This is a genomic window from Amycolatopsis sp. SID8362, assembly GCF_010550475.1.
In the GTDB taxonomy this organism is placed as follows: domain Bacteria; phylum Actinomycetota; class Actinomycetes; order Mycobacteriales; family Pseudonocardiaceae; genus Amycolatopsis; species Amycolatopsis eburnea.
Map to the genome: position 1 here is coordinate 1 of NZ_JAAGNB010001009.1, position 12,576 is coordinate 12,576.

The window sequence follows — 12,576 nt, forward strand, 5'->3', positions numbered from 1 at the left end:
CTGGGCGGCCAGCGTCCGGCCCTGCAGCTGCTGGGCGGACGGCGGCGGGGCCTGGCGGGGCCAGTACCCGGGCGGGGGCGGCGGACCCGGCTGCAAGGCTAGATCACTTCGGGGTCGATGCCGGGGTGCTCGCCGACCATCGGCCGCCCTTCGCGCTGCCACGCGCCCATGCCGCCGGCGACGTTCACCGCGTCCCAGCCGCTCTGGTTGAGCCACGCGGCCGCACGCGCGGACCGGCCGCCGCTGCGGCAGATCACGTGGATCGGCTGGTCGTCGGGCAGGTCGGTCAGCTCGCCGACACGGGCGGGCAGCTCCCCCATGGGGATGTGCACGGCGCCGGGCGCGTGCCCAGCGGCCCACTCGTCGTCTTCGCGGACGTCGAGCAGCACGAGGCCGTCCTTGGGCAGGTCGCGGACCTCGGCGGTCGGCAGTTCAGCAGGGCTCACCACGATCTCCATGCTGCCATGCGGGGGCGTTGCCCGCGCGTGAGGTCAACGCCCCCGGCGGCGGTCAGTGCGAAACGGCCTTTTCGGCACCCGCGCCGGTCAGCGCGCGCACCTCCATCTCGGCGTACTTCTTCGCGTTGCGCTCCTTCGACAGGACCGTGCCCAGCCAGCCGAGCAGGAACGCGGCCGGGATCGAGACGAGACCCGGGTTGTCGAGCGGGAACCAGTGGAAGTCGACGCCCTGGATCATCGACGCGCTCTTGCCCGTCTTGGCGTCCACCGGCTTGCCGGAAACCGCGGGCGAGAAGACGATCAGCACGATCGTGACGAACAGGCCGCCGTAGATCGACCAGAGCGCGCCCTGCGTGTTGAAGCGCTTCCAGAACAGCGAATACAGGATCGTCGGCAGGTTCGCCGACGCCGCCACCGCGAACGCGAGCGCCACGAGGAACGCCACGTTCTGCGACTTCGCGAGGATGCCGCCCGCGATGGCCAGCGCGCCGATCACCAGCGCGGTGACCCGGGCGACCTTCACCTCGCCGCCGGTCGAGACCTGGCCCTTCTTGATCACGTTGGCGTAGACGTCGTGCGCGAAGGACGCCGAAGCCGTGATCGTCAGGCCGGCGACCACCGCGAGGATCGTCGCGAACGCGACCGCGGAGATGAACCCGAGCAGCACCGGCCCGCCCAGTTCCAGCGCGAGCAGCGGGGCCGCCGAGTTCGTCGTGCCGGGCGCCTTCGAGATCTTCTCCGGCCCGACGAGCGCACCCGCGCCGTAGCCGAGCACCAGCGTGAACAGGTAGAACACGCCGATCAGCACGATCGCCCAGACCACCGACCGACGTGCGTCGCGGGCGGTCGGCACCGTGTAGAAGCGCATCAGGACGTGTGGCAGGCCCGCCGTACCGAGGACCAGCGCGATGCCCAGCGACAGGAAGTCGAGCTTGGTCGTGCCGGTCTTGCCGTACTGCTTGCCCGGGTCGAGCAGCGCCGCGCCGCTCTTGCCGCCCTTGTCGACCGCGGCCTGGAACAGGTCCGACAGGTTGAAGCCGTACTTGCCGAGCACCCACAGCGTCATCGCGAAGGCGCCGACGATCAGCAGCGCCGCCTTGATGATCTGCACCCAGGTGGTGCCCTTCATGCCGCCGATCAGCACGTACAGGATCATGATCACGCCGACGACGGCGATCACGAGGTCCTGCCCCAGTTCGCCGGAAATGCCGAGCAGCAGGTTGACCAGGCCACCGGCCCCGGCCATCTGCGCCAAGAGGTAGAAGAACGAAACCGCCAGCGTCGAAACGGCGGCCGCCGCGCGCACCGGCGTCTGCTTCATGCGGAACGCGAGCACGTCGCCCATCGTGAACTTGCCGGTGTTGCGCAGCAGTTCCGCGACCAGCAGCAAGGCGACCAGCCACGCGACCAGGAAACCGATCGAATATAGGAAGCCGTCGTAGCCGTTGACGGCGATGGCGCCCGCGATGCCGAGGAACGACGCCGCCGAAAGGTAGTCACCGGAAATCGCGATGCCGTTCTGCGGACCGGTGAACGCGCGCCCGGCGGCGTAGTAGTCCGACGCGGTCTTGGTGTTCCGGCTGGCCCGGAACACGATCACCAGCGTGATCGCGACGAAGACCAGGAAGATGATGATGTTGAGGGTGGAGTTGCTGCCCTCCACGCCCGCCGCGAGGTTCATCGGCGCGGTTCCCCTTCGATTTCGGCGCGGATCCCGTCGGCGACCGGGTCGAGCTTCCGGTTGGCGTAGCGCACGTACAAGCCCGTGATGACGAACGTCGAGACGAACTGCAGCAGCCCGAAGACCAGGCCGACGGTGATGTTCCCGAACAGCTTGGTGCTCATGAAGCCGTGCGCGTAGTCCGCGAGGAGCACGTACAGCAGGTACCAGAGCAGGAACAGCGCGGTCATCGGGAACACGAACACCCGCAGCCGGCGGCGCAGGTCCGCGAATTCGGGACTCCCCTGGATCCTCTCCCAGTCGGTCTGCGGCTCCGCGCCACCGACGTCTTGTTCGGTGCTGCTCACGGCGAATCCCCACTTTCCCGTATTTGGTATCGGTAGAAACCAACGGAACGTATGGGGCTATCGTGTAGTTCGTAATCCCTCTATCGGGTATTACTTAATTACTCGCTGTCAGCGCTTTACTTGCGGTGCCGGCCTCGGCCGGCGATTCGTGTCTTTTCTTCGGCTTGTCCGAATCTGGCGACCGCCCTGTCCCGCATGAAGCCGAGCGGGTCGGGCGCGTGCAGCCGCAGCATGATGTCGTGGACGTGCTCCGGGCGGCCGTAGCCGGTCGCACGGCTGACGAAATACGTCGTGACGAACGCGGCAGGAACCGTGATCAGCGCCGGCTGGTTGACGAACCAGGGCGCCCAGCCGCCGCTGTAGCCGCTCACGACGTTGACGACCAGCGCGGCCAGCACCAGGCCGCCGCCGACGAACATCCCGGCCAGCGCGCCGGGCCAGGACAGCTTGCGCCACCAGATGCCCAGCACCAGCAGCGGGCTGAACGTCGACGCCGCGAGCGCGAACGTCAGCCCGATCGACAGCGAGATGTCCTCCGGCCGCAGCGCGACCGCCAGCCCGATCGGGAACAGCGCGACCAGCCCGGTCGCCACGCGGAAGTCCCGCACCCGGCCGGGCAGCAGGTCGGTCGACACCACCCCGGCGACGCTCACCAGCAGCCCGGACGTGCTGGAGAGGAACGCGGCGAACGCGCCGGCCGCGGTGACCGCGCCGAGGATCTGCCCGCCGACGCCCGGCAGGATCGCCGAGGGCAGCCGCAGGATCGCCGCGTCCGTCTTGCCGGTGACGAGCAGCTCCGGGACGTACATCCGGGACAGCGCGCCCAGCAGCGTCGGGAACAGGTAGAACAGGCCCAGCAGCAGCAGGACGTGCACGGTGGTGCGGCGCGCGGCCTTGCCGTCGGGGTTGGTGTAGAAGCGGACCAGCACGTGCGGCAGGCCCATCGTGCCCAGGAACGTCGCGAACATCAGCGAGTACGTCTGGAGCAGGTCGGTGAGGCTGCCCGACGCCGGGTGCAGCCAGTTCGCGTTCTCGGCCACCGAATCGCTGACCACCGGCACCGGCGTGCCCGCCATGAACTTCAGCGTGGTGCCTTCGGCGACCGTGTGCGGGGCCAGCGGGGTCCAGTGCGTCGGCCCGGCGGCCGGGCCGTTGTCGGTGCGGCCGTAGGCGTACAGGAAGGTGTCCGACGTGACGTGCAGCGTGACGTCGGTCTGCACGTCGACCGTGGTGTCGCTGGTGAACACCGGCGGCGCGGCGGCGCCGAGGGGGCGGAAGCCGTCCGGGCCGCCGCCGGCGAAGAAGACCATGCACAGCACGAACGCGGGCATGGCGATGGCGAACAGCTTGAGCCAGTACTGGAAGGCTTGGACGACGGTGATCGCGCGCATGCCGCCGGCGATCACGTTGAACGCCACCACGACCATCACCGCGATCGCGCCGGTCCAGACCGGTACCGGGAGGATCGTCGCCAGCGTCAGGCCGGCGCCCTGCAGCTGCGGGACCATGTAGAGGATCCCGATGAACACGACGAACGCCGTCGAGAACCGGCGCAGGCCCTTCGAGCCGAGCCGCATTTCGACGAAGTCGGGCAGCGTGTACGCGCCGGAGCGCCGCAGCGGCGCCGCGACGAACAGCATCAGGGCGAGGTAACCCGCGGTGAAGCCGATCGGGAACCACAGCGCGTCGGCGCCGTCCTTGAGCACGATCCCGGCGATGCCGAGGAACGACGCCGCCGACAGGTACTCACCGGAGATCGCGGCGGCGTTGCGGCGGGACCGCACGGTGCGGCGGGCGACCAGGAAGTCGTGCGTGCTCGTGGCGGACCGCGCGGAGCGGTGACCGATGAAGAACGTCACCACGGCGACCAGCACGATGCCGGTCAACGCCCACGGGTTCAGCTGCACGGGGGGAATCCTCGCACGACTCGGTGCGGAACTAGTTCTCGATCATGTCCACGAACGCGCGTTCGTTGCGTTCGGCCAGCCGGTTGTACCAGATCCCGACGCCGAACAGGAACGGGAACGGCAGCACGCCGAGGATCAGCCACGCCACCGGGATGCCGCCGAGACTGGCCCGGGAGAAGCCCGGAACCAGGTAGAACAGCGCCGGCAGGGAGCCGAACACGACGACGACCAGCAAGGCGAGCAGGACGGCTGTCCGCAGCTGCACCTTCACCAGGTGGTCGCGGACGAGCAGCTTGCCCCAGCTGGTCTGCTCTTCCAGCTCGACGCGGGCGCGCAGGGTGCCGCCCGCCCGGCGCGGGTCGGCGAGGATCACCCGCTCCCGCTTGGGTTTCGCGTGGTGCTCCGGCTTCGGCTGCTTCTCCGGCTCCGGCGCGGGCGGCAGCGATTCGACGACGGCCCGGTCGGTGGGCTGCGGCAGCGGCCGCTGCCGGGCGCGCCTGCCGAGCGTCGGATCCGGTTCGCGGACGCCGTTCGCGCGGCGCTCGTAGAAGTCGTCGGTCATGACCGGTCCCGGCTCAGCCGTTCCGGCCCGAACCGACCAGCCGGTCCTTCAGCGCGCGGGTGTGCCGCCGGCTCACCGGCAGCACCTTCTCCTCGTTGCCGATCACAACCTGGTAGCCACCCTGGCCCATGCGCAGCTCGGTGATCAGCGGCAGCGCGACGAGGAACGACCGGTGGATCCGGACGAAGCCGGCCTTCTCCCAGCGCTCCTCGAGCTGCGCCAGCGGGATGCGGACCAGGTGGCTGCCTTCGGTGGTGAACAGCCGCGCGTAGTCGCCCTGCGCCTCGACCCAGCGGACCGAGGAGCGCGGGATGAGCTTGGTGGTGCCGGCCAGCTCGACCGGGATGACCTCGTCGTCGTTCTTCACCGGCTCGCCGCCCAGCGCGCCGGGCGGGGGCGCCGCCGCGGAGGCCAGCTTGTCGATCACGCGCGTGATCGCGCGGTCGAGCCGGTCCTGCTGGTACGGCTTGAGGACGTAGTCGAGCGCACCGAGGTCGAACGCGTTGACCGCCTCTTCGGCGTGCCCGGTGACGAACACCAGCGCGGGCGACGGCCGGAGCGCGGCGAACACGCGCGACATCTCCATGCCGGACAGGCCGGGCATGTCGATGTCCGCGAAGACGGCGTCGACGATCGGCAGGCCGCGGTCCTTGCGCTCGCGCAGCCGCGGGTCGTCGGTGGACAGCAACCGAAGCGCCTCGGAGGCGTCGATCGCCGGGAACACCTTCGCCACGTGCGGGCTGTTGCGCAGGCAGTGGACGAGTTCGTCAAGACCGTTCGGCTCGTCGTCCACAGCCAGGACCACGAGTTTCCGGGTGTCATCGTGAGCACTCACAGTGAAACGCATCCTGCCCATTGCCGAGTGCAATGTCCAGCCCCCGTCTGCCTGAAGTGGGGAGACCCGCGGACGGCCCGGCCGCCCGCGGGTCCCTGTCTCAATGCACGAACGTGAACCAGTTGAGGTTCACGAAGTCGGCGGGCTGGCCGCTCGTGAACGTCAGGTACACGTTGTGCACGCCGGTCACCGCGCTGATGTTCGCGGGGACGGTCCGCCAGCTCTGCCAGCCGCCGGTGTTGGCGACGGCGAAGCTGCCGATGGGCGCGTTGGACCGGCTGTCGAGCCGCACCTCGACGAGCCCGCTGACGCCGGCCGCCGCCCCGGACGCGACGCGGGCCTGGAAGTTGGTCGCCGCGCTGCTGCCGAAGTCGACGTTCGGGTAGAGCGCCCAGTCACCGTTGCCCACCGCGCCGATGTCCTGGCCGCCGCCGGAGTCCGTGGTGGCCTCGGTGATCACGCCGGACTGCTGGCTGAAGGACTCGGCCTGGATGGTGCTGTACGCGCTGCTCCCGCCGGTGGGCGGAGTCGTCGTGGTCGGCGGGGTCGTGGTGCCGCCACCGGTTCCGCCGCGGGTGGCGACGGTGACGTAGTCGACGACCATCGGGTGACCGGGCACGATCCCCGGTCCCGGCGTGGTGGTGCCGGAGTTGTTGTTCGGGAACGCGCCGCCGATGGCGACGTTCAGCAACACGAAGTAGCCCTGGTGGGTGGTCATGTTCGCCCAGGTCGTGGCGTCGACCTGGTTCTGGCTCACGGAGTGGAACTGCTGGCCGTCGACGAACCAGCGGAACACCTGCGGGCTGGTGCTCGCGTCCCATTCGAAGCGGTAGGTGTGGAAGGCCGACTGGCAGCTGCTGCCGGGGCACGCGCGGTTGGCGGGCAGGCCGGTCGTCTCGTTGCACGGGCCGCCGGGGTTGACGCCGCAGTGCAGGACGCCCCAGACGGAGTTGATCCCGTTGACGTTCTCCATGATGTCGAACTCGCCGATGGCGGGCCAGTTCCACCAGTTGCCGCGGTACGGCCCGCCGAGCGCCCAGAACGCGGGCCAGTACCCGAGCGCGGCGGCGCCGGTGACGTTCGGCATCTGGATCCGGCTTTCGATCCGCATGACCCCGCCCGCCGGCGGCTTGAAGTTCGCCCGCTGGGTTTCGATCCGCGCCGACGTCCAGTTGCCCGACCCGTCGCGCAACGGCGTGATGCGGAGGTTGCCGGCGCCGTCCTGCGAGACGTTGCCGGTGCTCGACGTGTAGTTCTGGATCTCGCCGGTGCCCCAGTTGCCGGGGCCGCCGGGGTAGCCGTGGCCGGTGTCGATGATCCAGTTCGCGCTCGAGGGCAGGGTGTTCGCGCCGCCGGTGAAGTCGTCGGCGAAGACGGTCGTCCAGCCCGAGTCGGGCGGCGGGATCGACGCTTCGGCGTTCAGCGTGAGGGGCACGGTGATCAGCGCGGCGCCGACGACGGCACCGAGGGCGAGTCTTCGGGAGTGGGGCATCGGGTACGACCTCCTTGTCGTCCGGATTTGTTGCCGATCGCAACAAAGCCCGTCGACAAGGAGACCTGACGCCTCATCGCGGAGCCAGAGGCGTTACCCGGGAAGGGTGATGCGGGTCACAAAGTTTGCCCGGAAGTGCTCAAAGCGGACAGTGGTCACTCGGTGTCTTTCGGATGGCCCGTGCCCGCCAAGACCACCCAGACGACCCGCCTGACGGGATCCGGGCAGTACCAGATCCGGCCGCCCGCAGTGACCTCGTACTGCCACTGCTCCAGCACCCGCCCACCGACTTCGCGAGTTGCGAAACTACCTTTCAGCCGGTGCTGACGCCCCGGGTTTTCCGGAGCAGTCGGCCGTTCGGTGAGGACGATCCACGCTTCCCAGGTGTTCGACCTCGCAGCCTGACACAAGGCCTCCCAACCCTTTGCCGCCTCGGAAGTCGCGAAGCGCGCCTCCCAGCCACCGGGTCGCGCGGGCGGCGCGATGCGGTCACCGCGTTTCGCAGGCATCGCTCAGCCGTCCGTGGGACCTGGCACCGGACCGAAGTCCTCGTCGATCGGACCACTGAGCTTGCCGGCGAGTGCCGGATCAGCGTGGATGGCCGCGGTGCTGCGCCACTCCGTGATCGTCTGGGCGAGAACAGACCACTGACCCAGCTCCGCGGAAGCCTGGAACGCGCGTGCGAAGTCGTGGACGAACTGCGCCTGCTCCGCCTTCGGCAGGACGTCCACCCAGGGGAACTCGTCGAGCAGGGCCGCCGCCGCGACGTCGTGTGGCAGGTGAGCCAGCACATTGCGCAGCGCACGCGCCGCGGCCACCGATCCTTCCGACGCCGAGTTCGCCCTGTCTTCCCTGGTCAGCAGCAGGGCAGCACCGTCGCGGCGACGCACTCGGACATCGCCCTCGTCAGCGAGCGCAGCGACGCTCTTGGGATCGCGCTGCAACTCGCTCCACTGCACTTCGGTGGCCATGGAACTATTCTGAACTTTTTCAGAAGTCTGCGCAAGTCGCTCGTCAGAGGCCGAAGCGGGACCACGCTGCCTTCTGCGTGACCGCGTCCAGGACTGCCGTCGCCGCAGCCGGGGCGCCGACGCCGAGGCGGGCCAGGAGGGGGCGCTTGGGCTCGGCGACCGAGATCTCCGCGTCCGGGAAGCGCTCGGTGACGATCTGGCGGAGGCTGCCGAGGCCGTCGACCAAGCCCAGTTCCCGCGCCTTCGCGCCGAGCCAGACGTCGCCGGTGAAGAGGTCCTCCGCGTCGGTCAGGCGGTCGCCGCGGCGTTCCTTGACCCAGCTGACGAACAGGTCGTGGAGCTGGGTGTGCATCTTCTTCAGCCACTCGACGTCTTCCGGCTTCTCCGGCGAGAACGGGTCGAGGCGCGACTTGTTGGCGCCCGCGGTGTGCAGGCGGCGCTCGATGCCGAAGCGTTCCAGCAGGCCCGTGAAGCCGAAACCGCCGCTGATCACGCCGATCGAGCCGACCATGGACGTGCGGTGGGCGTAGATCTCGTCGGCCGCGCAGGCCAGCCAGTAGCCGCCGGAGGCGGCGACGTCTTCGCAGAACGCCAGTACCGGCACCTTCTTCTCGTCGGCCAGCTGGCGGATGCGCTCGGCGACCAGCCCGGACTGCGTCGGCGCGCCGCCGGGCGAGTTCACCAGCAGCGCGACCGCCTTCAGCCGCTCGTGACCGAACGCCCTGGTCAGGGCCGATTCGACCGCGCTCAGGTTGATCGCACCCCTGGCCAGCGGGGACGGCGACGGGGTGATCACGCCGTGCAGCTTCACCACGGCCACGACGTCCTTGCGCTCGACCCGGTCGGCGAGCACCGGGATCCGCGAAGCCAGCTTGTCCGTAACGCTCATGCAGCCAGGCTAGCCGGGACTCAGCCCATGGGGAGGATGCCGGAGCGTGAGCCGTTCACGCCGCTGACGTCGGCGCCGTTCAGCTGGGCCGGCCCGCTCTGCGCCGGGACGTCGGCCTCTTCGGAGCTGTAGTCCGGCATGTTCGGGCGGACGCCCGGGACGAACTTCGGCACCCGCAGCGTCACCTTCATGCCGGCACCGGGCGCGGTCTCGACCATCACCGCGTAGTCGTTGCCGAACACCTGCTGCATGCGCTGGCTGATGTTGCCGAGCCCGACGTGCGCGCCGGTGCTGTGCGCGTTCTTGACGTCGTTGAGCCGCCGCGGGTCCATGCCGATGCCGTCGTCCTCGACGCTGATCAGCGCCTCGGTGCCGTGGTCCTGCGCGATCACCGTGACGCAGCCGCCGCTGGGCTTGCTGGCCAGTCCGTGCTTGACCGCGTTCTCCACCAGCGGCTGGATGATCAGGAACGGCACGACGACGCTGAGCACCTCGGGCGCGATCTTCATCCGCACCTCGAGCCGGCCGCCGAAGCGGGCGTTCTCGATGGTCAGGTAGCGGTCGATGTTGCGCAGTTCTTCGGCGAGCGAGGTGAACATGCCCGACGAGCGGAACGAGTAGCGCGTGAAGTCGGCGAAGTCCTGAAGCAGCTCTCGCGCCTCTTCGGGGTCCGTGCGGATCAGCGCGGAGATCGTGTTCAGCGCGTTGTAGACGAAGTGCGGCGAGATCTGCGCGCGCAGCGCCTTGATCTCGGCCTGCTGGAGCTGCTGCTTCGACTCGTCGAGCCGGGACAGCTCGAACTGCGTGCAGACGAACTGCGCGACCGCGTCGGCCATCTGCACCAGGCGCCCGCGGGTCCGGCCGACGACGATCAGCGCGGCCTCGGTCTCGCCCTCGACCAGCAGCGGCACGATGACCGCGGTCTTCATCCGGCAGGTGCCGCGGTGGTTGCACGGCATCCGGTCGTGCGCCACGACCTCGCGGCGGTGCTTGCGGATCGCGTTGCCGATGGCGTCGACGAGGTCGACGTAGTGCTCGTTCGCCTCGCCGTCCCAGGACAGCAGCGTGCCTTCGCTGTCGGTGATGCCGACGGCCACGCAGTCGAGCATCTGCAGCAGCTGCGTGGTGATCTTGTCCGCGGCGTCTTCGTCCAGGCCGGAGCGGAGGTTCGGCGCCGCCTTCGACATCCGGTGCACGGCCTGCAGCATGGCGTCTTCCACCACGCTGGCCGGCTTGCGTTGTTTCACGAGCAGCACGATCACCACGACGAGGAGCAGTACCGCGACACCCCAGGGAATGATCTGCGCAAGCGGAAACCCGGACACGGCGTCCATGCTCTGCGCTCGACCAACCGGGTGCAAGGCCTGATCCCACTTTCTGTCCAACTGTGATGACCGAGGGTTGAGGCGACCCTACCGAGAGTCGGATCCGGGCCCCCGCGGTCACTGTCCGCAACACGCGGGAGGGGTCGCCTGTTCCACCCCTTCCGGCGAAAGCAGCAGGAAGGACGCGGTTTCGCCGACGGCGAGGCCGCGCCCGGCGACGCGCGGCGCAGCACCTGCGGCCGAACGGGCGAATCTGCTACTTGAGGAGCCTCGACATGCGGCGGTCGGCCAGCGGCTTGCCGCCGGTCTGGCAGGTCGGGCAGTACTGGAACGACTTGTCGGCGAAGGAGATCTCGCGGATCGTGTCGCCGCAGACCGGGCACGGGAGGCCGGTGCGGGCGTGGACGCGCAGGCCTGAGCGCTTCTCGCCCTTCAGCCGCGCGGCTTTCTGGCCGACCGAGCGGTTGACGGCGTCGGACTCGATTTCGACGATCGCCTCGGCGAGGGTTTCCAGCGCGCCGTCGTCGAGCTTGCCGATCGTCGCGTACGGCGAGAGCTTCGCGCGGTGCATGATCTCGTCGGAGTAGGCGTTGCCGATCCCGGCGATGAGCGACTGGTCGGTGAGCGCCCACTTCAAGCGGGTGTTCTTGCCGGCGAACAGCTCACGCAGCTGGGTCGCGTCCAGCGAGAGTGCGTCCGGGCCGAGGCGCGCGACGCTCGCGATCTCCTGCGGGTCCTTGACGATCCACACCGCGAGGCCCTTCTTCGTGCCCGCTTCGGTGAGGTCGAACCCGGGCCCGGTCGCGGATTCGAGGTGCACGCGCAGCGAGATCGGGCCCTTGCCTGGCTTCAGCGGCGCCGCGGCCAGGCCGTCGGACCAGCGCAGCCAGCCCGCGCGCGCCAGGTGGACGACGAGGTGCAGGTCACCGGCGACGACGTCGAGGTGCTTGCCGTGGCGGGTCGCGCCGGTGATCTCGCGGCCGTGCATGTCGGTCCACGGCGGGGTCGCCGTCTTCAGCACGCTCAGCGATGCGACATCGATGCGGAAGATCGTCTGGCCGACCGCGTTCTCACGCAGGTGGTGGGCCAGCGCTTCGACCTCGGGTAGCTCGGGCATGTCCCCAGTTTCACCCCTTCGGCCGAATTCCGGTACTGGCTATTCGACCGGGTGCAGCGGCCCGTCGAAGTCCGGCAGCGAGTGCCGCTGGATGGTCTTGGAGATCTTCTTGACCTCGCCCTGCACCGTGAACATGCCGCGGATGGTGCCGACCCAGCGCTCGGACGGCCGGTCGCCGGTCACGTCGCCCTCGGTCTCCGCGACGACCGTCCACGGCCGGCGCAGAATCCACCGCAGGGGGAAGAACAGGATCACGAGCAGCAGCGCGAGCAGCACCCACGCGGGGATGTTGACCTGGTCCGGCGTCCACACGACGAGGATGACGGCCAGCAGCGCGGTCACCACGATCATCGCGATGCCGGGGCCGTAGCTGCCCGCGACGTCGTGCTCGAAGTCGTCGGCCGTCGCCGGCGCACGCCATTCCATCTGGGCACGGACCACCCAGTCGCGGCCGTCTTCGCCGCGCACCAGCCGGTTCATTCAGTTGCCTCCAGGGCCGCCCGCAGGGTGAGCAGCACAACGGTACCGTGCGCGGCCGCGAACGCGCGAGGGAGGAATCGGACATCCGACCCGGCGAAGTGGATCACCGCTGTTCGGAGCCGGTCGGCGTGGGTTCGGCGGATTCGCTCGAACCAGTGACTTCGGACGTGCTGCTCGGGCACGGTTTCCCGGACGTCGGCGTCACTGTCGTCGTCGGTTCGGCCGTGCCGGTCGTGCTGGTGTCCGTCGGCCTGCCCTTGGCCTCCGTCGACCCGTCGGTCGGCGACAGCTCGGGTGCGTCGGCGCTCTCCGGCGAGTCGCTCGACTCGGTGGTCATCGTCAGGTTCGGGGTCGTCGTCGTGTCGAGCCGCGGCGAAGTCGCCGGGTGGTCGGGCGCGCTGAAGGTCGAGGACGCGAGGTCTTCGCGCGGGGTCACGCCGTCGCCGCCGGTGCTGCCGCCCACCTCCCCGGCCGGGACGTCGCCCACGGCGGGGAGGTGCGGCACCTCGTGC

14 protein-coding genes are annotated in these 12,576 nt (G+C 69.5%); 1 reads left to right on the forward strand and 13 read right to left on the reverse strand.

The window, feature by feature from the left end; genetic code table 11:
- Window positions 1–98 precede the first annotated feature (98 nt).
- The 13 genes from G3I65_RS31540 to G3I65_RS31600 form a co-directional block, all read right to left on the reverse strand.
- The gene (locus G3I65_RS31540) at window positions 99–458 is read right to left on the reverse strand and encodes a rhodanese-like domain-containing protein (RefSeq protein ID WP_086858109.1); all 360 of its coding nucleotides are present in this window, start codon (window positions 456–458) and stop codon (window positions 99–101) included.
- A 52-nt stretch (window positions 459–510) separates the two neighbouring features.
- Complete coding sequence (locus G3I65_RS31545; protein ID WP_160699336.1) at window positions 511–2,139, reverse strand: cation acetate symporter; 1,629 nt, start codon at window positions 2,137–2,139, stop codon at window positions 511–513.
- Window positions 2,136–2,486 (reverse strand): DUF485 domain-containing protein, encoded by a 351-nt coding sequence (locus G3I65_RS31550; protein WP_160699337.1) that lies wholly within the window; start codon window positions 2,484–2,486, stop codon window positions 2,136–2,138. The genes G3I65_RS31545 and G3I65_RS31550 overlap by 4 nt, the downstream gene beginning before the upstream one ends.
- Window positions 2,487–2,602: 116 nt before the next feature.
- Complete coding sequence (locus G3I65_RS31555; protein WP_160699338.1) at window positions 2,603–4,393, reverse strand: cation acetate symporter; 1,791 nt, start codon at window positions 4,391–4,393, stop codon at window positions 2,603–2,605.
- A 31-nt stretch (window positions 4,394–4,424) separates the two neighbouring features.
- Window positions 4,425–4,955, reverse strand: coding sequence for a hypothetical protein (locus tag G3I65_RS31560; RefSeq protein WP_160699339.1), 531 nt, complete (start codon window positions 4,953–4,955; stop codon window positions 4,425–4,427).
- Window positions 4,956–4,968: 13 nt separating this feature from the next.
- Window positions 4,969–5,802, reverse strand: coding sequence for a LytTR family DNA-binding domain-containing protein (locus tag G3I65_RS31565; protein WP_163046789.1), 834 nt, complete (start codon window positions 5,800–5,802; stop codon window positions 4,969–4,971).
- An 88-nt stretch (window positions 5,803–5,890) separates the two neighbouring features.
- Window positions 5,891–7,282: a glycoside hydrolase family 16 protein gene (locus tag G3I65_RS31570; RefSeq protein WP_160699340.1), complete on the reverse strand. Its 1,392-nt coding sequence runs from the start codon at window positions 7,280–7,282 to the stop codon at window positions 5,891–5,893.
- A gap of 155 nt (window positions 7,283–7,437) precedes the next feature.
- Window positions 7,438–7,791, reverse strand: a complete 354-nt coding sequence (locus G3I65_RS31575; protein WP_160699341.1) for a hypothetical protein — start codon at window positions 7,789–7,791, stop codon at window positions 7,438–7,440.
- A gap of 3 nt (window positions 7,792–7,794) precedes the next feature.
- Window positions 7,795–8,253 carry a hypothetical protein gene (locus tag G3I65_RS31580; RefSeq protein ID WP_125309593.1) on the reverse strand — a complete coding sequence of 153 codons (459 nt, stop codon included), beginning with the start codon at window positions 8,251–8,253 and terminating at the stop codon, window positions 7,795–7,797.
- A gap of 43 nt (window positions 8,254–8,296) precedes the next feature.
- A complete protein-coding gene (locus G3I65_RS31585; protein ID WP_160699342.1) occupies window positions 8,297–9,142 on the reverse strand; it encodes a S49 family peptidase in 846 nt (281 codons plus the stop codon).
- Window positions 9,143–9,162: 20 nt separating this feature from the next.
- Entirely contained in the window at window positions 9,163–10,476 is a 1,314-nt protein-coding gene (locus G3I65_RS31590; protein WP_160699343.1) for a histidine kinase, read from the reverse strand.
- 247 nt (window positions 10,477–10,723) lie between these two features.
- Complete coding sequence (locus G3I65_RS31595) at window positions 10,724–11,584, reverse strand: Fpg/Nei family DNA glycosylase (protein ID WP_160699344.1); 861 nt, start codon at window positions 11,582–11,584, stop codon at window positions 10,724–10,726.
- 39 nt (window positions 11,585–11,623) lie between these two features.
- On the reverse strand, window positions 11,624–12,064 hold the full coding sequence (locus G3I65_RS31600) for a DUF983 domain-containing protein (protein WP_086858118.1): 441 nt from the start codon (window positions 12,062–12,064) through the stop codon (window positions 11,624–11,626).
- Between the two features lie 155 nt (window positions 12,065–12,219).
- Between G3I65_RS31600 and G3I65_RS31605 the strand changes: the two genes are divergently transcribed.
- A partial coding sequence (locus G3I65_RS31605) for a hypothetical protein (RefSeq protein ID WP_160699345.1) occupies window positions 12,220–12,576 on the forward strand: 357 nt, incomplete at its 3' end.

Excerpts from the sequence above, each read along its gene's own strand:
- G3I65_RS31540 (WP_086858109.1), bottom strand. The coding sequence starts at position 458 with ATGGAGATCGTGGTGAGCCCTGCTGAACTGCCGACCGCCGAGGTCCGC.
- G3I65_RS31595 (WP_160699344.1), bottom strand. The coding sequence starts at position 11,584 with ATGCCCGAGCTACCCGAGGTCGAAGCGCTGGCCCACCACCTGCGTGAG.
- G3I65_RS31585 (WP_160699342.1), bottom strand. The coding sequence starts at position 9,142 with ATGAGCGTTACGGACAAGCTGGCTTCGCGGATCCCGGTGCTCGCCGAC.
- G3I65_RS31580 (WP_125309593.1), bottom strand. The coding sequence starts at position 8,253 with ATGGCCACCGAAGTGCAGTGGAGCGAGTTGCAGCGCGATCCCAAGAGC.
- G3I65_RS31590 (WP_160699343.1), bottom strand. The coding sequence starts at position 10,476 with ATGGACGCCGTGTCCGGGTTTCCGCTTGCGCAGATCATTCCCTGGGGT.
- G3I65_RS31565 (WP_163046789.1), bottom strand. The coding sequence starts at position 5,802 with ATGCGTTTCACTGTGAGTGCTCACGATGACACCCGGAAACTCGTGGTC.
- G3I65_RS31600 (WP_086858118.1), bottom strand. The coding sequence starts at position 12,064 with ATGAACCGGCTGGTGCGCGGCGAAGACGGCCGCGACTGGGTGGTCCGT.
- G3I65_RS31570 (WP_160699340.1), bottom strand. The coding sequence starts at position 7,282 with ATGCCCCACTCCCGAAGACTCGCCCTCGGTGCCGTCGTCGGCGCCGCG.
- G3I65_RS31545 (WP_160699336.1), bottom strand. The coding sequence starts at position 2,139 with ATGAACCTCGCGGCGGGCGTGGAGGGCAGCAACTCCACCCTCAACATC.
- G3I65_RS31575 (WP_160699341.1), bottom strand. The coding sequence starts at position 7,791 with ATGCCTGCGAAACGCGGTGACCGCATCGCGCCGCCCGCGCGACCCGGT.
- G3I65_RS31560 (WP_160699339.1), bottom strand. The coding sequence starts at position 4,955 with ATGACCGACGACTTCTACGAGCGCCGCGCGAACGGCGTCCGCGAACCG.